At 72.6% G+C, this 23210-nt stretch carries 9 protein-coding genes; 7 read left to right on the forward strand and 2 right to left on the reverse strand.

All coding sequences use genetic code 11. The features are described from left to right. Positions 1-11 precede the first annotated feature (11 nt). The 5 genes from ACYVD5_RS19335 (at position 12) to ACYVD5_RS19355 (ending at position 7185) form a co-directional block, all read left to right on the forward strand. Positions 12-1241 (forward strand): macrolide family glycosyltransferase, encoded by a 1230-nt coding sequence (locus tag ACYVD5_RS19335; protein WP_461002487.1) that lies wholly within the window; start codon positions 12-14, stop codon positions 1239-1241. Between the two features lie 69 nt (positions 1242-1310). Continuing rightward, complete coding sequence (locus ACYVD5_RS19340) at positions 1311-2516, forward strand: cytochrome P450 (protein WP_461002488.1); 1206 nt, start codon at positions 1311-1313, stop codon at positions 2514-2516. Positions 2517-2520: 4 nt separating this feature from the next. Then, positions 2521-4239: an ABC transporter ATP-binding protein gene (locus ACYVD5_RS19345; protein ID WP_461002489.1), complete on the forward strand. Its 1719-nt coding sequence runs from the start codon at positions 2521-2523 to the stop codon at positions 4237-4239. Next, on the forward strand, positions 4229-5986 hold the full coding sequence (locus ACYVD5_RS19350; protein WP_461002490.1) for an ABC transporter ATP-binding protein: 1758 nt from the start codon (positions 4229-4231) through the stop codon (positions 5984-5986). The genes ACYVD5_RS19345 and ACYVD5_RS19350 overlap by 11 nt, the downstream gene beginning before the upstream one ends. After that, complete coding sequence (locus ACYVD5_RS19355; RefSeq protein WP_461002491.1) at positions 5983-7185, forward strand: macrolide family glycosyltransferase; 1203 nt, start codon at positions 5983-5985, stop codon at positions 7183-7185. The genes ACYVD5_RS19350 and ACYVD5_RS19355 overlap by 4 nt, the downstream gene beginning before the upstream one ends. A 6-nt stretch (positions 7186-7191) precedes the next feature. Here ACYVD5_RS19355 and ACYVD5_RS19360 read toward each other — a convergent pair whose 3' ends face one another. Both ACYVD5_RS19360 and ACYVD5_RS19365 read right to left on the reverse strand, forming a co-directional pair. Beyond that, a complete protein-coding gene (locus ACYVD5_RS19360; protein ID WP_461002492.1) occupies positions 7192-8409 on the reverse strand; it encodes a macrolide family glycosyltransferase in 1218 nt (405 codons plus the stop codon). Between the two features lie 86 nt (positions 8410-8495). After that, positions 8496-9749, reverse strand: a complete 1254-nt coding sequence (locus ACYVD5_RS19365; RefSeq protein ID WP_461002493.1) for a macrolide family glycosyltransferase — start codon at positions 9747-9749, stop codon at positions 8496-8498. A 153-nt stretch (positions 9750-9902) separates the two neighbouring features. Between ACYVD5_RS19365 and ACYVD5_RS19370 the strand changes: the two genes are divergently transcribed. Together ACYVD5_RS19370 and ACYVD5_RS19375 are read left to right on the forward strand one after the other, a co-directional pair. Then, on the forward strand, positions 9903-22514 hold the full coding sequence (locus ACYVD5_RS19370; RefSeq protein ID WP_461002494.1) for an SDR family NAD(P)-dependent oxidoreductase: 12612 nt from the start codon (positions 9903-9905) through the stop codon (positions 22512-22514). A gap of 145 nt (positions 22515-22659) precedes the next feature. Then, positions 22660-23210: beta-ketoacyl synthase N-terminal-like domain-containing protein (locus ACYVD5_RS19375; protein ID WP_461002495.1), on the forward strand; the 551-nt coding region annotated here is incomplete at its 3' end.

Consider the following 23210-nt stretch of genomic DNA (forward strand, 5'->3'; position numbering starts at 1 on the left):
GGCGGGTCACAGTGCGCAGCGAAACCGATACGGGACCGCACATCCTGTTTCTGCCGTACCCCTCACCCGGTCACGTCACGCCCACACTGCCCGTCGCCGGCGAACTGCTGCGCCGCGGACACCGGGTGACCTACGCGGTGACCGAAGCCGTCGCCGACGCCCCCGCCCGGATCGGCGCATCGGTGATCGACTACGACACCGCGCTGATGTCCACGACCGACCCGCCCGACGAGTGGACCGGCGACGAGCTCGGACGCGCCCTTGTGCAGTACATCTCCGAAATCACCGGCACCACCGCCGGAATCGAGAACCGGCTCGCCACCGACCGCCCCGACTGCATCGTCTACGACTCCACGGTCTGGGCACCCGGCCGCGTCCTCGGCCGCAAATGGGGCCTGCCCACCTGCCGGCTGCTGCCGGTGTTCGCCTCCAACGACACCTACAACCTGATGCAGGAGCAGGTCGAACGCGCCGACCACCCGCAGCTGAGCGAGGACGACCCCGCAGCCCGGACCGTCCGCGACCTCATGGGCGATTTCCTCGCCCGCCACGGCATCGATCCCGCCGAAACCGACGAGATCGCCGCCGGCAAGGGAGAACCCGCCCTGGTGTTCCTCCCGCGGTCGTTCCAACCGTTCGGCGACACCTTCGGCGACGACCACGCGTTCGTGGGGCCCTGCTTCGGTGCCGAATCCGGCAGCGGCGGATGGTCGCCGCCCGGCAACGGCAGGCCGGTGGCTTTCGTGTCACTGGGCACGGTGGTCAATGACCACCCGGAGTTCTTCCGCACCTGCGCCGACGCGTTCGACGGCCTGCCGTGGCACGTCGTGGTCGCCACCGGCGGCCACGACCCGGGTCCGCTGCCCGCGAACTTCGAAGTGCACGATTGGGTGCCCTACGCGGAGGTGCTGCGCCACGCCGACGTGTTCGTGTCGCAGGCGGGCATGGGCAGCATCATGCGGGCCGGATACCACGTGACACCGCTGGTAGTGGTGCCGTTCCAACCCGAGCAGCGGGTCAACGCCGACCGGGTGGCCGAACTCGGCCTCGGCCGCCGGATCGACCCCGCAGCGGCGACCGCCGACTCGCTGCGTGAAGCGGTGCTCGCAGCGGCCGGCGACACCGCCACCCGCACCCGGCTGCGGAACCTGCGCGCCGACATCGACGCCGCCGGAGGCGCCCCGCGCGCGGCCGACTTCGTGGAAGAGCGGATGGGGCGCCGTGCCGGCAGCAAACCTTAGCCCGCTGAACCGGGCGCGCCCGCGAGCGGCCCGCAACAACCAGGAGCTTCAGCAACCAGGAGTGAGTCCGTGCCGGACCTGACCACGTTGCCCCGAACCCGCGGCTGCCCCTTCGACCCTCCCGACGCCTACCAGGATCTGGCGCGCACCGGCCCGATACACCGCCTGCAGTTCCCGCTCGGCCAAACCGGCTGGCTGGTCGTCGGCCACGCCCAGGCCAAGGCCGTGCTCTCCGACCGGCGCTTCAGCCACCGCAACGAGCTGCTGGCGTCGCCCCTGCCGCCTCCGTTCCCGCTCCCGCCGGACGCCCCCGCGCCGCCGGCGGCCGAACCGGGCGCGTTCAACAAGATGGACGCGCCCGAGCATACGCGCTACCGGCGCGCCGTGGGCCGACACTTCAGCCCGCGCAGGGCCGCCGACCAGGAAGCCGCGATCACCGCGGCCGCCGCGGAGCTGCTGGACGCCATGGCCGCCGGCGGCGCCCCCGCCGACCTCGTCGCCGGGTTCGCCCGCCCCCTGCCCGCGCGGGCGGTGTTCGACCTGCTCGGGATCCCCGAGGAGGTACGCCGGCCGCTGCACGACAACCTCGACGTGATCATGCACCTTTCGCTTACGCTGGCCGAACTCACCGCAGCCGCCGAGACCGTCGGCGCGATCCTGGACTCGGTCGTGGCCGCCGAACTCCGCGGCAGCGGCGACGGCGGCGGCGTGCTCGCGGACCTGGCAGGCAGCGGAGAGCTCGACGCCACCGAACTCCGCAACATCGCCTGGGCACTGGTGGGCGGGGGTACCGACACGACCTCCAACATGATCGCGTTCGGCGTCCTGGCACTGCTGGAACATCCCGGGCAGCTGGCCAAACTGCGGGCCGACCCGGCGCTGCTCGACAACGCGATCGAGGAACTGCTGCGCTACCTGACCATCTCCCAATTCGGCGCGAGCCGGTGCGCCCTTGAGGACGTCCCAATCGGTGGCGAACTCGTACGCAAAGGCGAGACGGTGGTGGTCGCGCTGCCGGCCGCCAACCGCGACACCGGATCGTTTGCCGCCCCCGGCGTCCTCGACGTGTCCCGCGACCCCCGCGGGCATCTGGCCTTCGGACACGGTGTGCACAAGTGCATCGGCCAGCACCTGGCGCGGGTGACCCTGCGGGCGGCCTACACCGCGCTGCTCGACCGCTTCGGCGGCCTGCGGCTCGCGGTGCCGCTGAGCCAACTGCGCATGCGCGACGACATGGACCACTACGGCGTGCACGAACTGCCGGTTGCGTGGTGAGCCGGTGCGCACCCGGTACCTTGCCCTGAACGCGCTGCGCGCCGGCGGCGGCGCCACTGTCGGCCTCGTGCTGCTGAGCGTGACCGACACCGCCACAAGGCTCGCCGTTCCCGCGCTCATCGGCACCGCGGTCGACCAGGCACTGGCCGGGGGAGCCGGCAACACCCTGGTCATCGCCGTGATCGCCCTGCTCTGCCTGGGCATCGCCGCCGAGAGCCTCACCGAACTCAGCGACTACTCCGCCCGGGTGCGCGCCCTGCGCATGCTGCGGTCGCGGCTGCTGGGCCACCTGTTCCGGCTCGGCTTCCGCGGCCAGCGCAAGTTCAGCCACGGCGACCTCGTCAACCGGCTGACCGCATCAACGGACCAGACCGCCCAGGCCGCGAACCTCGTCACCCGGATCCTGGTGCCGCTGATGACCTCGATCGGCGGCATCGCGGCACTGTTCGCCATCGACTACCGGATCGGGCTGGTCTTCCTCGCCGCCAGCGCCGTCCTGATGGCGCTGACTCTGCGGCACCTGCCCCGGATCACCTCGTTGAGTACCACCGCAGCCGCCGAACTGGCAAAGGTCAGCACCCGGCTGCTGGACGCCGTCCGCGGAATGCGCACCATCCGGGCCAGCGGCACCGTCGAGTCCGAGACCGAACGGGTACTGCAGCCGGCCGCGGACCTGCGGTCGGTATCGCTGCGCATCTGGCAGCGGCAGCGCAGCGTCAGCTGGGAAGCGGCCATGTACGCGCCGCTGGTGCAGGTGCTGGTGCTCGGCACCGCCGGCTACGGCCTGGTGAACGGCGGTATCAGCCCCGGCGAGCTGATGTCGGTGTCGTTCTACGTCGGCTACGGGATGGGCATCTTCCAGCAGGCCGGCAGCCTCCGCGACATCGGCCAGCTCACCGCGGCGTCGCGGCGCGTGAGCACCGTGCTCGAGGAACCGGGCCTGCCCACGGGCACCCGCACGCTGCCCGAAGGCAACGGAGCGCTGCACTTCGCGTCGGTCGGCTCGGTGGCAGGCGGCCGGCCGATCCTGCGCGACATCAGCTTCGACGTGCCGGCCGGCGCCACAGTGGCCATCGTCGGCGAGTCCGGCGTCGGCAAGACGACGCTGACCGCGATGGCCGGCGGCCTGCTCGCACCCGACGAGGGGACGGTGACGTTCGACGGTGCGCCCATCGGCGAGCTGCGCAACGAGGAGCTGCGCACCGCGGTGACCTACGCGTTCGAACGCCCCCACCTACTCGGTGCGACCATCGCCGACGCCCTGCGGTACGGAGACGACACGATCACCGACGCCCAGCTGCGCGCCGCACTCCGCTCAACCGGCGCCGAGGACTTCGTCGCACGGCTGCCCGCGCAGACCGCGACACCGATCGCGGAACTGGCGCTGTCAGGCGGTGAACTGCAGCGGCTCGGACTGGCGCGCGCCGCCTGCCGTCCCGCGCGGCTGGTCATCATGGACGACGCGCTGTCCAGCGTGGACACGGCGACGGAGGCGGTGATCAGCTCCGCACTGCAGCAGGCACTGCGCGGATCCACGCGGCTGCTGATCGCACACCGCATGTCCACCGCCGCTCGCGCCGACTTCGTGGTGTGGCTGCACAACGGCGCCCTCGCCGGGACCGGGACACACCGCGAACTCATGGCGGACCCCGCCTACCGCGCGGTCTTCGGCGTCACCGAGCGGCCGGAGTCCGCAGCCGCCACCTTCGACCGTGAGAGCTGAGACCGTGGTCCCCACATCTGCCCCGACACCGACACTGCAAGCCCGGGCCGGCTGGAGCATGCTGTGGGAGAACCTGCGCAGCAGCCGGCGCAACATCGCCAAGCTGCTGCTGTGGTCGGCGGTGGAAGCCGCCCCGGCGCTGTTCTCCGGCGCCCTCGTTTCGTTGGCGCTGGACCACGGTTTCCTGAACGGCGATTTCGGCACCGGGATGCTCATCCTCGGCGGCTACGCCGCGCTCGTCGCCGTCTGCGCCGCCGGCGCCCGGCAGGCGACGATGCCGCAGGCCGAGATCGTCGAGTCGCTGCGCTACGACCTGATCGTGCGCACCGCCCGCGCCATGATGCGCCGCGGTGCCCAGGGCGAGGAACCGGTGGACGGCCGCAACGTCGAAGGCATCACCAAACACACCGAAGGGCTGCGGATCCTGCTGTCGCAGCTGCTCACCGTCGTACGGACCTCGGCCTTCTCGCTGGTGTTCGTGATCGCGGGCCTGTTCTTCCTGGCGCCGCTCGTAGCGTGGGTCGCGCTGGCCAGCGTGGCCCTGATGGCCGCGGTGCTCGCCGCGACCGCCCGCGGCTGGCAGCTCCGCATCCGCGACGCCTTGCTGGCCGAGGAGCGGGTCTCGCAAAGCGCGGCCGACGTCCTGCCCGGGATCCGCGACGTCGTCGCCTGCGCTGCCACCGACCGGGCCAAACGCGACCTCATGGCCGACGTCGAAGCGCACACCGACGCCGCCTACCTGGTCGGTAAGACCGTGGCCGCGCGGCTCGCGGTCATCGCCCTGGGCGGGCGGCTGCCGCTGATGGCGCTGCTGGTGACCGGCCCGTTCGCGGTTGCGGCCGGTACGCTCACGCCCGGCCAGCTGATGGGGGCGGCGACCTACCTGATCGGCAACTTCGACCCGGTGCTGCGCGCCATCGTGCGCGTGGTCGGCGACATCGGGATGCAGCTGGGGGTGCTGCTGGCGCGGGTACAGGAGTACGCGCGGATGCCCCAGGAGCACCACGACGACCGTGTACGGCAGGCGAGCGGCACCACGTTGGAGCTGCACGGGGTGTGCTTCAGCTACAGCCCCGCATCCGAACGGATTCTGGACGGGGTGGACCTGCGCATCGGCGCCGGCGAGCGCATCGCGTTCGTCGGCCCGAGCGGGGCCGGGAAATCCACCCTGGCCAACCTCCTCGCCGGGCTGGAAGAGCCGCAGCACGGCAGCATCACCATGGGCGGTGCCGAAACCGCCGAACTGAACCGCGCCTGGCTGCACCGGACCATCGCACTGCTGCCGCAGGAGGCCTACGTGTTCTCCGGGACCCTCCGCGAGAACCTCGCCTACCTCAACCCCGCCGCGGACGACGGCGAACTGCTGCGTGCCTGCCGGGCCGTCGGCTCGGCGGACCTCGTGGCCGAACGCGGCGGCCTGGACGCCTGGTTGGAGGCCCCCAGCGAACTCTCCGAAGGCCAGAAGCAACTCATCGCCTTGACCAGGACCTATGTCGCCCCCGCGGCCATCGTGGTACTCGACGAGGCCACCTGCCACCTGCACCCCGAACGGGAACGCCAGGCCGAGGATGCCTTCGCCGCGACCGGCAGAACAGTGATCGTCATCGCGCACCGCATGAGCTCGGCGATGCGCGCCGACCGCGTCGTACTACTGCACGGCGGCCGAACGGACGTGGGCACCCACGCCGAGCTGTGCACGAGCTCCCCCCTGTACGCAGACCTTGTCGGCTACTGGAACGAGACATGACCATGGCGCACATCGCCTTCCTGCCGCTGCCCGCCCACGGCCACGTGACCCCCGCTCTGCCCGTGGCCGCCGAACTGGCCGACCGCGGGCACCGGATCACCTTCGCCACCACCGCCGAGTTCGCCGGCGCCGTTGCCGGCACCGGCGCAACGCCGGTGTGCTACGAGTCGTCGCTTGCCGGCAAGGCCCAACCCGCGCGGTTCACCGCCGACTACATGGCGCGGGAACCGTTGCGCTGCATCGAAGAGAGCATCGCGATCACCCCGCTGCTTGAGCAGCGCATCGGCGGGGATCCGGACCTGTACGCCTACGACGTCAGCACCTTTCCCACCGGCCGGGCGCTGGCACGCAAGTCCGGCCGCCCCGGTGTCCAGCTGTTCCCGGTGTTCGCCTCCAATGAGCGGTACTCGTTCGGCCGGGCGCAGGCGGCCGAACTGGACGACCCCGTTCCCGCCGACCATCCCGCCATCGCGGAGTTCCTCGGCAAAGTGGCGGACTTCGCAGGCGAACACGGCCTCGGCGGCGCACCGGAGTCGCTGCTCGCGCCCTGCGACGACGCCAACCTCGTCTTCCTGCCCGAGCGGTTCCAGCTCAACGCCGAAGCCTTCGACGGCCGGCACGCGTTCGTCGGCGCGTGCCTGCCCGCCCGGGAACCCGAAACGCAGTGGCGTCCCCCCGCCAATGGCGAACCGCTCGCGCTCATCTCACTGGGCACGACGTTCAACGACAACCCGGGTTTCTTCCGGCGCTGCGCCGACGCGTTCGCCGACGTGCCCTGGCGGGTGGTCCTGACACTTGGCGGCCGGGTCGACCCCGCCGACCTGGGCCCGCTGCCCGGCAACGTGGCCGCCTACCGCTGGGTGCCGCACACCGCGGTGCTGCGCCACGCCGACGTGTTCGCCTGCCACGCCGGGATGGGCACCATGATGGAGGCGCTTGCCTTCGCGACCCCGCTGGTGCTGGTGCCGCCGGAGGTCACCGAACACCGGATGAACGCCCGGCGCGCCGTCGAGCTGGGGCTCGGCCGCATGCTGGCCTCTGGAACGGCCTCGGCCGAGGACCTGCGCGATACGATGCTTGCCGCCGCGGCCGACCCCGCAATCCGGTCCCGCACCACCGAAATGCGCGATGTGCTGCGCGCGGCCGGCGGCACCGGCCGGGCCGCCGACTATGTCGAGGCCCGGCTGCGCCGCGGGTGAGGGTTTTCAGCGGATGCGGGACATGATGGTGTCGGCGGCCGTGCGGGGGCCGCCGGCTTTGCGGCAGAGTTCCCGCATCCGGGACAGGCGGCCGCGGAGCCCGTTGTCGGCCAGGAGGGTCTCGGCACCCTCGCGCAGCAGTTGCGGGCTCACCTGGGATTCCACGAGGCTGCGGCCCAAGCCCAGTTCCTCGACCCGGTCGGCGTTGGCGCACTGTTCGGGCTGGTACGGGACCAGCAGCAGCGGCGTGCCGTAGGAGAGCGCCTCCATGATGCCGCTCATGCCGCCCTGGCAGACGAACAGGTCGGCGTGGCGCAGGACGGCGCCGATCGGGATCCAGCGGTGCAGTTCCACGTTGTGCGGCAGCGGTTCGAGCTCGGCCGGGTCGATGCCGCCGCCCAGCGCCAGGACGACGTGCCAAGGTCCGTCGGCGAACGCCCGCAGGCACATCCGCAGGAAGCCGGCCGAATAGTGGCTCGTCGTCCCCAGCGAGATGAGGGCGACCGGCGCGCCGTTCTCGGGCGGCCGCCACTCGCGGGTGACCTCGCTCGGGCTTGGGCCCACGAACATGTGGTCGTCGCCGAACGTCTCGTTGTAGGGCTGGAACTCTTTGGGTACGAACGCGATGCTGGTCTCGCCGGTACCGGCCAGGACCCCGTCCGGTTCGCCCGTGAAGCCGTGGCCGCGCACGTACTCGGTGATCGCACCGCAGTAGCGCAAAATGGCCGGATGCGGCGGGTCGTCGGGACTCTGCGGCGGGGCGAGGTCCTGCAGCTTCTCGTCGATGGAGAAGTGCTCGTTCGAAGCCAGCGACGTCACCAACTGCACACCCGGCCGGTCCCATTTCGCGGAGATCACCCGGCCCGGAAGCAGCAACGTCCGGTCGTAGACGAGCACATCGGGGCGCTGAGGGCAGGCGTTCTCGATGGTGGCCGACGTGCCCAGGACGTCCTGGCACATTGTCTCGATGTACTCGCAGAGGCGGTCGCGCGTTGTGTAGTCCGGCAGCCGTGTGGTGAGGGGCGCGGGGTAGGCGACCGGTTCTGCGCCCGCTTCCCGCACCCGATCGGCGAACTCCGGTGCGATGGTGGCCGTCACCCGGCATCCCCGCTGCACCAGCTCCTTGACGACGGGGAGCGCGGGCAGCAGATGCCCGAAAGCGGGAAACAGCGCGCACAGCACGTGCGGCGCAGCCGTGCTTTCGGCGGGTGTGCAAGTGGCCAAGGACAATGCTCCTCCTGCGGCAGGTGTTTCATGGATGGGACGAAGCGCGCCCGCACGTACCGCTGGGCTTCGTCGGAGCCCGGCGGTCACGAGCCGCACTGCAGCGCGGCTCGGGCACGTATTTCGGCGGCCGCCCGTACGGCACCGCCCGCGGCCCGGATGCGGCCGCGCATCCGCGCCACGCGGTCGCGGGTACCGGCGTCGGCCGAAACCCCGCCGGCGGCGTCGCGGATCGCGGCCGCCGAAACGCCGGCCAGGGGGACCACGCGGCCCAGCCCGAGCTCTTCGATGCGTTCTGCGTTGGCGCACTGTTCGCGGTGGTGCGGGATCACCACCAGCGGAACCCCGTGGTGCAGCGCCTCTTGGACGCTGCCCATCCCGCCCTGGCAGACGAACACCGACGCGTGCCGCAGCACCGCACCGTGCGGCACCCATTGGCGCACGTCGACACCTGCGGGCAGGGCACCGAGATCGGCCGGATCGAGCCGCGCGCCCACGGTCATCACCACGTGCCAACCGGCACCGGCGAGCGCCGCGGCGCACCGGCGGAACAGCTCCGGGCGCTCGTTCACCGTCGTACCCAGCGAAACCAGCGCCACCGGTCGGCCGTCGCCGGGTGGCTCCCATTCTTCGGGCGGCTCTTCCAGGCAGGGGCCCACGAAAATGTGGTCGTCGCCGAAACTGTCACCGAAAACCTGGAATTCCCGCGGAACCGCAACAATTTTGAGCTCGCCGCCGTCGGAGAGTGCACCTGCCGCGGCGTCGCCGCAAAATCCGTGCCCGGCCGCGAACTCGCCGAGCCGCACACCGAACTCGGCCAGGGCCGGATGGTCCGGGTCGATGGGGTCGGCCACCTCGGCCAGCCGGTCGGCGACGGAGAAATGCTCGTTGGAGGCGAAGGTGGGAATCAGCTGGATGGCCGGAATCCGCCATTTAGCCGCCAGCACCCGGCTGGGCGCCCAGATGGTGGTGTCGTAGACGACGGCATCGGGCGGGGCCGCACAGGCGCCCTCCACGGTCGGGGAAACCGCCAGGATCTCCTCCAGATAGCGCAGGGTCCGTTCGGCGAGATCGTCGGGTGTGAGCCGGTCCGGAGGCGCGGAGGTCGACAGGAACGACGTGTAGGCAACGGCTTCCGCGCCCGCCGCCCGGACCCGGTCGGCGAAGGCGGCCCCGGTCGTGGCCGTGGTGCGGCACCCGCGGCGGGTCAGCTCGGCGATGATCGGCAGCATCGGCAGCGTGTGCCCGAATGCCGGGTAGAGCACGAACAGGATGTGTGGCCCGCTCGCCGCCGCCTGCGAGGATTCGGCGGTGCGTGCGGACGGTGGTTGCCGGTTCACGACTGCCCATCGAATCAAGCCGCGGGTTAGTGAAACCGCTAGACGTGCGCGCCGCCGTGCAATTGGCCGGGCGGTTAAAAAAACGCTGGCACAAACCCTAAACCAGACCCCGTAATTTCGTGGCGAGAACCTGGAAGAAAGGGGTCACGGGCGATGAGCATTGCACCTGGACCGACCGGGCGCGCCGAGCGTTGCGACCTCGCCGTGGTCGGGATCGCATGCAGGCTGCCCTCCGCACCGGACCCCGCGGCGCTGTGGACCCTGCTGCGCGACGGCACCAGCGCCATCGGCGCCGTGCCCGAGGGCCGGTGGGCCGACGCCGCCCACTACGAACTCGACGCCCATCCCGGAGTCCGGTTAGGCGGGTTCCTCGACCAGGTGGACGGCTTCGACGCCGACTTCTTCGGGATCCCGCCCCGCGAAGCCGCGGCAATGGACCCCCAGCAGCGGCTCGCACTCGAACTGTGCTGGCAGGCGTTCGAGGACGCCTCGCTCGTCCCCGGCGCAGCAGGCACCGGCGACACCGCGGTCTTCCTCGGCGCGATGGCCGACGACTACGCGCACCTGCGGCACCGGGCCGCGGGCGCATCCGCAACCGGGCGCTACACCCTGACCGGCGGCAGCCGCGCGGCACTGGCCAACCGGGTCTCCTACTGCATGGGACTGAACGGGCCCAGCATGACGGTCGACTGCGGCCAGTCCTCCTCGCTGGTGGCGGTGCACCTGGCCGCCGAAAACCTGCGCTCGGGCACCTGCCGCCTCGCCGTTGCCGGCGGCGTGCAGCTCAACCTGCTGGCCGGCAGCGCGGTGGACGTACACGGGTTCGGTGCGCTCTCCCCGGACGGCCACTGCTACACCTTCGACGCCCGCGCCAACGGCTACGTCCGCGGCGAAGGCGGCGGAACCGTCGTCCTCAAGCGCCTCGCCGACGCGCTGGCCGACGGCGACCGCATCTACTGCCTCATCCGGGGCGGCGCGGTCAACAACGACGGCGGAGGAGCGTCGTTCGCCGCACCGGACCGGCACGCCCAACAGCGCCTCCTCGGCGACGCCTGCGCCGCCGCTGCAGTCGACCCCGCCGATATCGGCTTCGTTGAACTGCACGGCACCGGCACCCCGGCGGGCGACCCGGCCGAAGCCGGCGCGCTCGGCGCCGCCCTCGGCCGGGCCCCCGGACGCCGGCATCCGCTGCGGGTCGGGTCGGTCAAGACCAACGTCGGCCACCTCGAAGGAGCGGCCGGCATCACCGGCCTCATCAAAGCGGCGCTGGCGCTGGACCGCGGCCAACTCCCGGCCAGCCTGAACTTCCGCTCCGCCAACCCCGCCATCGACCTGGACGGGCTCAACCTTTACGTCCAGCGCGAACTCGGCCCGCTGCCCGCAGACGGTGCCCAACGCCTGGCCGGTGTCAGCTCCTTCGGCATGGGCGGCACCAACTGCCACCTCGTCCTTGCCGGCGCCCCGCAACCCGCCCCCCGCGCCTCCGCCTCCGCCGGCGCCCGCGTGTCCTTAGGCCTGCCCACCGTCCCCCTGCTCGTGTCCGGCCGCACTCCGGCGGCGCTGCAGGCGCAGGCCCGCGCACTCGGTGCGCACACCGCCGCGCACCAGGACACCTCCACCGCCGACCTCGCGGCGGCACTGGCCACCACCAGAACCCACTTCGAACACCGCGCGGTACTCAACGCCCGCCCGGACGGCGGCGACCGCGCCGAGCTGCTGCAGGCACTGGAAACCGGCCGGGCCGACCCGCGCATCACCACCGGTGCGGCCGATTCCGGCGGCGGGATCGCGTTCATGTTCTCCGGACAGGGCGCACAGCGCCCCGGCATGGGCCGCGAACTGCACCGCGACATACCCGCCTTCGCCGAAGCCTTCGACACCATCGCCGACGCGCTCGACCCCCACCTGGATCGTCCGCTGCGCGAGATCGTGTTCGCAACCGACGACGGATCCCTGGACCAGACCCGCTACACCCAGCCGGCGCTGTTCGCGGTCGAGGTCGCCCTGGCACGCACGCTCGAACGGCACGGCATCCGCCCCGACCACCTCATCGGGCACTCGATCGGCGAAATCGCCGCCGCCCACTTCGCCGGGGTACTCGCCCTCGGTGACGCGTGCACGCTCGTCGCCGCCCGCGGGCGGCTCATGCAGGCGCTGCCACCCGGCGAAATGGTCGCGGTCGAGGCCACCGAGGACGAGGTGAGCGGGTTCGCCGACCGCCCGGACCTGGACATCGCAGCGGTCAACGCGCCCCGCGCCGTGGTCCTTTCCGGCACCCGGGAAGCGGTCCGCGCCGCGGCCGACCACTTTGCCGCGGCCGGGCGCCGCACCCGCCGCCTGCGGGTCGGCCGCGCCTTCCACTCCGCGCACACCGACCCCATACTCGGCGAGTTCGAGCAGGCCGCAGCCGCCATGGCGTTCGCCGAACCGCGCATCCCGGTCGTATCCAATGTCTCCGGCAGGATCGCCGGACCCGGCGAACTGGGCTCGGCCCGGTACTGGACCCGGCACGTGCGCGAGCCGGTCCGGTTCCTCGACGGCATGCGGTGCCTCGACACCGCAGGGACGACCCGGTTCGTCGAGGTCGGTCCGGGGGCGGCCCTGCTGACCATGCTCGACGCCTGCGTCGGCGCCTCGCCCGCGGGCCTGCGCGTGCCGCTGCTGCGCGACCGCGAAGACGGCACCCGTTCCTACCTCCGAGCCCTCGGGGAACTGCACGCGGCAGGGGCCGACGTGTGCTGGAGCGACCTGCTCGGCACCTCCCGCGCCGCGCTGCCGCCATACGCCTTCCAGCGGCGGCGGTACTGGGCCGGCGCCGAGAGCCCGCCCGAACCCGCGACCGGACCCGCAGCCACCGCACCCGCGCCCGGGGAAACCGCGGAACCCGACCGGTCGCCGGCCCGGAGCCCGCAGCTCGCGCTGCAGACCGTCCGGGAGCACACCGCCCACGTGCTCGGGCACACCGACGGCGGCGCAGTGGCGGCGAACCGGACGTTCAAGGACCTCGGATTCGACTCGGTGAGCTCGGTCGAACTCCGCAACCGGCTGGGTTCGGCAACGGGCCTCGCCCTGCCGGCCACGCTGCTCTACGACCACCCGACGCCGGCGGCGGTTGCGGCGCACCTGGCACAGCTCCTCGGTACAAGCGCTCCCCGGACCGCTGCGGCGGCCCCCGCACCGGCACCGGCCGACGAACCCGTCGCGATCGTGGGGATGGCCTGCCGGCTGCCGGGCGGTGTGGCGTCGCCGGCGGATCTGTGGGCGCTGGTCGAAGCCGGTGCCGAAGGAATCGGGCCGTTTCCCGCGGACCGGGGTTGGGACCTGGCCGAGCTGGCGGCGCTGGGCGTGCTGGCCGGCGGTTTCGTGCCGGGGGCGGCGGAGTTCGACGCGGAGTTCTTCGGGATTTCGCCGCGCGAGGCGCTGGCGATGGATCCGCAGCAGCGGCTGGCGCTGGAGTGCTCGTGGGAGGCCCTGGAGCACGCCGGTATCGACCCGGCGGCACTACGCGGCACGGACACCGGCGTGTTCACCGGCACCATGGGCCAGGACTACCTGCCGCAGCTCCACGACGTCGCCGACGACACCCGCGGGCACGCGCTGACCGGTTCGGCACCGAGCGTGGTGTCGGGCCGGGTCTCCTACGCCCTGGGCCTGGAAGGGCCGGCGGTTTCGGTGGACACGGCGTGTTCGTCGTCGCTGGTGGCGCTGCATTGGGCGGTGCAGGCGCTGCGCCGCGGCGAATGCTCGCTGGCGCTGGCCGGCGGCGTGACCGTGATGGCCACCCCTGGCATGTTCACCGAGTTCGCGCGCCAGGGCGGGTTGGCGGCCGACGGCCGCTGCAAGGCGTTCGGCGACGGCGCGGACGGCACGGGCTGGTCGGAGGGTGCGGGCGTGCTCGCGCTCGAACGGGTCTGCGACGCGGAACGCCGCGGCCACCGGGTGCTGGCGGTGGTCCGCGGCAGCGCGGTGAACCAGGACGGGGCCTCCAACGGCCTGTCCGCACCGAACGGTCCGTCGCAGCAGCGGGTGATCGCGCGGGCGTTGGCGGATGCGGGTGTGTCGGCCGCCGGGGTCGACGCGGTCGAGGCGCACGGCACCGGCACCGCCTTGGGCGATCCGATCGAAGCCCAAGCGGTCCTGGCGGCCTACGGCGCCGACCGGCCGCCGGATGCCCCGTTGTGGTTGGGGTCGGTGAAGTCGAACATCGGGCATACGCAGGCGGCCGCCGGGGTGGCCGGGGTGATCAAGATGGTGCAGGCGATGCGGCACGGCCGGTTGCCGAAGACGCTGCATGCCGAGGTGCCATCGCCGCATGTGGACTGGTCCGCCGGAGCGGTGGAGGTGCTGTCGCAGCCGCGGACGTGGGAGCGCAACGGCCGTCCGCGGCGGGCCGGTGTGTCGTCGTTCGGAGTCAGCGGCACCAACGCCCACGTGGTGCTGGAACAGGGCGCCGAGCCGCCGGTGTCGGCGGAAACGGCGGAGCCGGTGGAGTCCGCGGAACCCGAGGAACCCGCCGGTGCCGGTCCGGTGCCGTTGGCAGTGTCGGCGCGGGACGATGCCGGCTTGGCGGCGCAGGCCGCGCAGCTGGGCGCCCCGGGCGGTCCGGTTGCGGAGTCGCCGGTGGTGGATGTGGCGTGGTCGCTGGCGCGCTCGCGAGCAGGGCTGGGCCGACGCGCGGTGGTGCTGGGCTCCACCCGCGAGGAACTGCTCACCGGGTTGGGTGCGGTGGCCGGGGGCGGCACCGCCGGAAACGCGGTGCGCGCAGCGGCCGCAGGCACCGGCCCGGTCCCGGGCGAGGCGGGCCCGCTCGCGGTGGTGTTTCCGGGCCAGGGTTCGCAGCGGCCGGGGATGGGCCGCGGCCTCTACGCCCGGTATCCGGTATTCGCGGCGGCGGTCGACGAGGCGTGCGCGCACTTCGACGGGCTGCTCGGCCGCCCGCTGCGCGACGCCATGTTCTCCGGCGACTCCCTGGACGAGACCGGCATTACCCAGCCGGCACTGTTCACCCACGAAGTGGCGCTGTACCGGCTGTTGGAATCCTGGGGCATAACCCCGGACCACGTCATGGGCCATTCGGCGGGCGAGTTCGCCGCCGCCCATGTGGCGGGGGTCTGGTCGCTGCCCGATGCCTGCACCGTGGTGGCGGCGCGGGGCCGGTTGATGCAGGCGCTGCCCCCCAACGGCGGGATGGTGTCGCTGCAGGCAGCCGAGGAAGAAGTGCTGCCGCTGCTGGAGGACCTGCCCGGCCGTGTGGGGGTCGCGGCGGTGAACGGTCCCTGGGCGGTGGTGGTCTCGGGCGACACGGCAGCGGTCGAGCAGATCGCGGGGACGGTCGCGGACTGGGGGCGCAAGACGCGCCGGCTGCGGCTGAACCAGGCGTTCCACTCCCCGCACATGGACCCGATGCTGGCCGAGTTCGCCCGCTGCCTGGAGCAGGTCGGGTTCCACCGCCCCGAACTGCCGGTGGTGTCGAACCTGACGGGCGAACTCGCCGATCCGGACCTGCTGTGCACAGCGGAGTACTGGGTCTCCCACGTGCGCGAACCGGTCCGGTTCAGCGCGGGCATCGCCGACCTGGTCCAACGCGGTGTAGGCCGGTTCCTGGAGGTGGGCCCGCACTCGGTGCTGGTGCCTGCGGTGACCGAGTGCGCACCGCAGGCGCTGGTGGTCGGGTCGCAGCACCGCGACCGCGCCGAGACCGACACCCTGCTGACCGCGGTGGCGCGCCTGTACGTGGAAGGCGCGGCCGTCGACTGGCCCGCCGTGATCACCGCAGGCACCGGCGATGGTCCGGCACCGGCTGCGGTCGACCTGCCGACCTACCCCTTCCAACGCGACCGCTACTGGCTCCAGCGCACCCCGCAGGAGCGGGGCGCCGCCCGGCCGGCCGACCGCTACCTGCCGCGCTGGGATCCCATCGGCGACCCGGCGGGCACCGCCGGCGGCACCTGGGTCGTTGTCGCCGGCACCGGCGACCCCGGCGCCGACCGCCTGTGCGCCGCGCTGCACGCCCGGGGCGCCGGCACCCGCCGCATGGAGCCCGCCCCCGACCGGTCCGTGCTCGCCGAACGGATCGGCGCCCTCGCAGCCGGCGGGGTGTCCGGTGTCGTGCTCCTCACCGACCCGGCCGCCGAGGACGACCCCCGAACCGCTCCCTGGCACCTGGTCTCGCTGACCCAGGGCCTGGCCGACGCCGGAGCGGACGCCCCACTGTGGTGCCTCACGCGCGGCGGGGCCGCGGTATCCGAAACCGACCCCGTCACCTCCCCGGTTGCGGCCGGCCTCTGGGGCCTGGGACGGGTGGTCGGGCTGGAGCGCTGCGCTTCCTGGGGCGGCATGGTCGACGTTGCGCCGGCCGCCCGCGACGACCCCGCCGTGTGGGAACGCGCCGCCGGTGCGCTCACCGCTGGATTTGAGACCGAGGTGGCCGTACGCCCGCAAGGAACGTTCGCCCGGCGGCTGGTGCGCGCCCCGGAGGCGGCGGCCGGCACCCCCGACCCCGGTATCCGCGGGGCAACGGTGCTGGTGACCGGCGGCACGGGCGCGCTCGGCACGCGGATCGCCCGGTGGCTCACCGACTTCGGTGCCGCCCGGATCGTCCTCATCAGCCGCGGCGGCGAACGAGGCCATGAACTCGCCGAGCTGCGCGAATGGCTGGAGTCCCGCGGCACCGCCCTAAAAGCGGCGGCCTGCGACGTCACCGACGCGGACGCATTGCGCGGTGTCATCACCGGAATCGAGGAATCGGGGCCGCCGCTGCGCGGAATCGTGCACGCAGCCGGCGTCCTCGCAGACGGGCTGCTGAGCGGACTATCGCCGGACGGGTTCGCCGACGCCATCCGCCCCAAGGCGCTGGGCGGGTGGCACCTGCACGAGCTGACCCGCGGCCTCGACGTGCGGATGTTCCTCGTCTTCACGTCGATGGTGGGCGTGTGGGGCAACGGCGGCCAAGCCGCCTACGCCACCGGAAACGCCTACCTGGACGGGCTCGTCTCCTACCGGCGCGGGCTGGGCCTCGCCGGTTCGGCTGTGGCGTGGGGCCCGTGGGCGGGCGCCGGAATGGCCGCGCAGACCCAGATCATGGAACGTTTCGAGCGCGACGGTGTGCGCCCGCTCGTGCCCGACGCGGCGCTGGCGAGCCTGCACCGGGCCGTCGCCGACGGTGCGGCCCTCACCGTCGTCGCCGACGTGGACTGGCCGCGGTTCGCCCCGGCGTTCGGCAACGTGGGCCTCGCGGACCTGTTCCGCGAAATCCCCGAAGCCCGTTCCGCGCTGAGTACCTCCGCGGCACCCGGCGGGTTCGCCGAGCGCATCGCCGGGCTGCCCGCCGGCGAACAGCGCCGGATCATCCTGGACACGATCCGCGCCCAGACCGCTGCGGTCCTGGGCTACGCCGACCCGGGCCGGATCGCAGTGGACCGCACCTACCGGGAACTCGGCATCGAGTCGCTGACCGCAGTGGAGTTCCGCAACGCGCTGGCGGCGGCCGTCGGCACACCGATCGACGGGACGGTCGTCTACGACCACCCCACACCCGAGGCGACCGCCGACCACGTCCGGCAACTGCTCGTGGGAACCCCCGCAAAGCCCCCCGAGCCGGACCGTGCCCCCGCCCGCACGGGCGCCGCCGAGGCGGACGAGCCGATCGCGATCGTGGGGATGGGCTGCAGGCTGCCCGGCGGAGTGGCAACCCCAGAGCAGCTCTGGGCGATGGTCGACGCCGGCGACGAAGGGATCGGCACGTTCCCGGACGACCGCGGGTGGGACCCGGACCTCACCGGATCCGGCGGATTCCTGGAGGGCGCCGCCGACTTCGACGCGGCCTTCTTCGGTATCTCGCCGCGCGAGGCGCAGGCAATGGACCCGCAGCAGCGGCTGGTGCTGGAGTGCGTCTGGGAGGCACTGCAGCACGCCTGCCTCGACCCGACCGCGCTGCGCGGCACCGACACCGGCGCGTTCGTGGGCATGAGCCGCCAGGACTACGGCCCCCGCCTGCACGAGTCCGCGGGCACCGCCGAAGGCTACCTGCTGACCGGTTCCGCACCCAGTGTCGTCTCCGGCCGGGTGGCCTACGTGCTGGGCCTGGAGGGTCCGGCGATTTCGGTCGATACGGCCTGTTCGTCCTCCCTGGTCTCGCTCCACCTGGCCGTGCAGGCCCTGCGGCGCGGCGAATGCTCGCTGGCGATCGCCGGCGGTGTGACGGTCATGTCCAGCCCCGGCGCGTTCGTGGAGTTCGCCCGCCAAGGCGGGCTCGCCCCGGACGGCCGCTGCAAGGCGTTCGCGGACGCCGCCGACGGCACCGGATGGGCTGAGGGCGTCGCGGTGCTGGTCGTGGAACGGCTGTCGGACGCGCGGCGGCTGGGCCATCCGGTCCTGGCCGCGGTGCGCGGTAGCGCGGTCAACCAGGACGGCGCGTCCAACGGGCTCACCGCCCCCAACGGCCCCTCGCAGCAGCGGGTCATCGCCCGCGCCCTCGCCGACGCCGGCGTGCGAGCCGACGAGGTCGACGCCGTCGAAGCGCACGGCACCGGCACCAGGCTCGGCGATCCGATCGAGGCGCAGGCGCTGCTGGCCACCTACGGCGCCAAGCGGGACCGGCCGCTGCTGCTGGGATCGCTGAAGTCCAACATCGGCCACACCCAGGCCGCCGCCGGGGTTGCCGGCGTGATCAAGATGGTGCAGGCGATGCGGCACGGCGCCGTACCGCGGACGCTGCACGTGGACGCCCCGTCCTCGCAGGTCGACTGGGCGTCCGGGCACATCGAACTGGCCACGCAACAGCGGGACTGGCCGCAGGCGGACCGCCCCCGCCGCGCCGCAGTGTCGGCCTTCGGGATCAGCGGCACCAACGCCCACGTCGTCCTGGAGCACGTGCCCGAACAACCGCGGCCACCCGCTGTCTGCGACGGCCCGGTGCCGTGGGTGCTGTCGGCGGGCGATCCCGCCGCACTGCGCGAACAGGCGGCCCGGCTCGCCGAGGCGGCCGGTGGCAGCGAGGTCTTCGACATCGCGGCGTCGCTGGCCCGGTCGCGGGCCGGCCTGGCCCACCGCGCCGTGGTGTCGGGGCGCGACCGCGCCGAGCTGACCGACGGCCTGCGAGCCCTCGCCGGCGGCGGCACGTCCCCAGGGCTGGTGCAGGCGGACCCCGGCGCGGCACCCGGCCGGACCGCATTCGTGTTCTCCGGCCAGGGCTCGCAGCGACCGGGCATGGGCCGCGAACTGTACGAGCGCTTCCCGGTGTTCGCGGCGGCCGTGGACGAGGTGTGCGCGCACTTCGACGTGCTGCTCGACCAACCGCTGCGGGAGGCAATGTTCTCCGGGGAGTCCCTGGACGAAACCGGGCTCGCGCAGCCGGCGCTGTTCGCGTTCGAAACGGCGCTGTTCCGCCTCCTGGACTCCTGGGGCGTGCGCCCGGACATCCTCGCGGGCCATTCGATCGGCGAGATCACCGCGGCCCACCTCGCCGGTGTGTGGTCGCTGGAAGACGCCTGCCGGCTCGTGGCGGCCCGCGGCCGCCTCATGCAGGAGCTACCGCCGGGCGGGGCGATGGTCTCGGTGCGGGCGACCGAAGCCGAGGTCGCGCCCCTGCTCGGCGGCAGCGTGGCGATCGCGGCGATCAACGACCCGGAGTCGGTCGTCCTCTCCGGCGCAGCCGGGGCCGTGGACGCCGCCGCGGCGCAGGTGGCCGCCTGGGGCCGCCGCACCAAGCGGCTGCGGGTCAGCCACGCCTTCCACTCGCCGCTGATGGAACCCATGCTCGACTCGTTCCACGAGGCCGCGGCGAGTGTGGCCTATCACGAACCGAACCTGCCCCTGGTCTCGAACGTGACCGGCCGGCTCGCCACGCCCGGCGAACCGACCGACCCCGCCTACTGGGTCCGCCACGTCCGCGACACGGTGCGCTTCGCCGACGGTGTCGCCGCGCTGGCCGGCGACGACGTGGCACACGTTGTCGAGGTCGGCCCGGACGCGGCACTCACCGCGGCGGTGCAGGCCTGCACCGGAGAACGGGCCGTCCAGGCGACCGCCCTCCAACGCCGCGACCGGCCGGAACCCGACCACGTGCTCGAAGGGGTCTCCCTGCTCTATGTGAACGGCGCCGGAGTCGACTGGCCGCAGGTCATCGCGGGCATGTACCCGGACCTTGCGCCGCGGCCGGTGCGCCTGCCGGCCTACCCGTTCCAGCGCCAACGCTTCTGGCTGGACATGCGGCCCGACGCACCCGGCGGCAGCGGCGGCCACCCGTTCTTCGCGGGTGCCGTGGAACTGGCGAGCACCGGTGCAGCCGCGCTCGACTACCGGATGCGGGTGCCCGACCACCCGTGGCTGATGGAGCACACCGGTCCGGAAGGGCTGGTGCCGGCGAGCCTCCTGCTGGACGTGGCCCTGCACAGCGCCGCCCATGTTGCAGCGGGCCGGATCGACCGGCTCGACATCACCGCGGCAGCGGCGGTCGACGAGCACACCGACCTCCGAATCCAGGTGGTGGCGGAACCCCCCAACGACGGCGGCGGCCGCGGCGCGCACCTCTACGCGAAGTCGCCCGGCGGAGACTGGCGGCAGCACGCCTCGTTCTCGCTCAGCGGCGCAAGCGCCGACACCGGCCCCGCCGCGCCCGGCAGCGGGTTCATGCTGCCCCCGGCCGCCCTGGAAGCGGCCCTCAACGCGGCGGCGGGTTTGCCCGGCGACCCCGGCACCACCGCCGCATCCTGGTCGGAGGTCGCCCTCTACCAGCCCGGCACGGAGAGCATCGGAGCCAAGGTCGTCCGGAACCAGGACGGATCCTTCGAGGTGTTCGCCGAAGACCCGGTCGGCAACCCGGTCGCCCACATCGAATCCGTCGCGATGCGCCCGGTACCCGTGCACCACTACAGCGCACCGCGGGCGCTGCCGCGGGACTCGCTCTTCTCCGTGGACTGGGTCCCGGTCGCCCTGCGGCCCGCGACCGGCGAACGGTCCATCGCCCATGTGCGGGCCCGCGCGGCAGCGGACCGCCCCGACATCGACAAACTGGCCGAAACCATCGCGGCCGGAGCCGCCTGCCCGGACATCGCGGTGCTGTCGCTACCGGACCAGGGCACCGACGGTGTCCGCGGCGCGCTGTTCGACGTCCTGCACAGCATCCAGGTGTTCCTCGCCTCCGCTGCGCTGACACGGACCAAGCTGGTCGTGGTCACCAACGGCGCGGTCTCGGCATCGGCCGGCGACACCGTGCCCGATCTCGCGCACGCGGCCGTCTGGGGACTGGTCCGCAGCGCGCAGTCGGAGCACCCGGGGCGGCTGGTGCTCGTCGACGGAGACCCCGGCGACGACACCGCGCTGGCCGCGGCGGCCGGCTCGGCGCAAGCCCAACTGGCGTTCCGGGGGTACCGGTGGCTGACGCCGCGGATCGCGCGCGCCGCCGAACCCGCGCAGCGCGCCGACGCCCCATGGGAGCAGGGCGGGACCGTGCTGATCACGGGCGGCACGGGGGAGCTCGGCCGCATGGTCGCGCGCCACCTTGCCGCCGAACACGGGGTCCGCAGGATGGTCCTGGCCGGCCGGCGGGGACCGGCGGCCGCGGGGGCAACCGATCTCGTATCGGAGCTTGCGGCCGCCGGCTGCACCGCTTCCGTGGTGGCCTGCGATGCAGCGGACCAGGAAAGCCTGTCCGCTCTCCTGGACGGTCTCCCCGCCGAGCACCCGCTGACGGGAGTCGTGCACACCGCGGGCCTGCTCGACGACGGGGTCCTCGAATCGCTCACCCCCGAGCGGCTCGACACCGTGCTGCGCGCCAAGGCCGACGCCGCCGCGAACCTGGACGCGCTGACCCGCGGCCTACCGATCACCCATTTCGTGCTGTTCTCCGCGTTCATCGGCCTCGTCGGCGGGCCCGGGCAGGCCAACTACGCCGCCGCGAACGCCTACTTGGACGCCCTCGCCGCCCGCCGCCGCGCCGAAGGCCACCCGGCGGTCTCGCTCGCATGGGGCCTGTGGGACACCGACGGCGGCATGGCCGAGCAACTCACCGCGGCCGACGCGCGGCGGCTCGCCCGGTTCGGCGTGGTTCCCATGCGGCCCGACGATTGCCTCCGGCTGTTCGACCGCTGCCACAACGCCAAGGAGGCGCTGCTCATCCCCGCCCGCCTCGCGTTGGCCAACCCCGAACTGACGCAAGCCGAACCGCTCCCGCTGTACGCGAAGCTCGTGCCGGCGCAACGCACCGAAACCGGTGGCGGCACCAGCGGCGCCGACGACGCAGAGCCCGGCATCGCGCACCAACTGGCCGGGATGAGCGCCCAGGAAAGGGAGAACCACCTGCTGCGGCTCGTGCGGTCGGAGGCCGAACGGGTACTGGGCCATGCCACCCCGGGACGGCTCGGCTCCCGGGCGCGATTCATCGACCAGGGTTTCGATTCGCTGACCGGTGTCGAGCTGCGGAATCGGCTCACCGCGATCACCGGGCATTCACTCCCGACCACACTGATCTTCGACCATCCGACGCCGCTGGCCATAGCCGGTTTCCTGGCCGCGGAGGTGTTCCCCGACGATCACCAGCACACTGGCCCGCCGCTGGGCGACCTGGAGCGCCGGTTCGACGAGATCATGCGCAGCCCCGCCGAGCGCGAAGCGGTCACCGAACACCTCCGCCACTTGCTGGCCAGGTTCGAAGAGGGAACGCACGACGTGTGCGCGGGGGACGCGGAAAACGTCGACGACCGGCTGGACTCGGCCAGCGATGACGAAATTTTCGCCTTTATCGACAATGAACTTGGTATGTCATAGCGGCGGTCGTCGGTAAGCGGTAGATGGACAACGGACCCTGCATTAACGGTTCATTCGCACAGCGGGTCATGCCGCACAGCGGATAAATAGCACAGAGGAAAGGTCACCGGTGGCGGAAGAAAAGCTTCGCGAATATCTGAAGCGCGTGACATCCGATCTCCACCGTGCCCAACTCCGGGTGAAGGAGCTGGAGAACCCGCGGCCGGAACCCATCGCCCTCGTCGGAATGGCCTGCCGGTTCCCCGGCGGTGCGGATACACCCGACCGGTTCTGGAACCTGGTCGCGGACGGCGTCGATGCGGTATCCGAGTTCCCGGCGGACCGGACCTGGGATATCGAACAACTGGCAGAACTCGGCGTTCCCGCGGTCGGCGGGTTCGTGCCGGGTGTGGCGGAGTTCGACGCGGGATTCTTCGGTATTTCGCCGCGTGAGGCGCTGGCGATGGATCCGCAGCAGCGGCTGGTGCTGGAGTGCTCGTGGGAGGCGCTGGAGCACGCGGGCATCGACCCGACCTCGGTACGCGGGAGCGACACGGGCGTCTACCTGGGCACCAACGGCCAGGACTACCCCGAGTTGCTGGCCGGATCCGCCGACAAAGCGCAACTGCACGGCCAGGTCGCCATCGGCAGTGCGGCTTCGGTGCTGTCGGGGCGGGTTTCCTATGTGCTGGGCCTGGAGGGGCCGGCGGTTTCGGT

This window comes from Streptomonospora sediminis, assembly GCF_054778995.1.

What these genes read in the sequence shown, in the direction of transcription:
- ACYVD5_RS19355 (WP_461002491.1), top strand. Translation starts at nt 5,983, where the DNA reads ATGACCATGGCGCACATCGCCTTCCTGCCGCTGCCCGCCCACGGCCAC.
- ACYVD5_RS19370 (WP_461002494.1), top strand. Translation starts at nt 9,903, where the DNA reads ATGAGCATTGCACCTGGACCGACCGGGCGCGCCGAGCGTTGCGACCTC.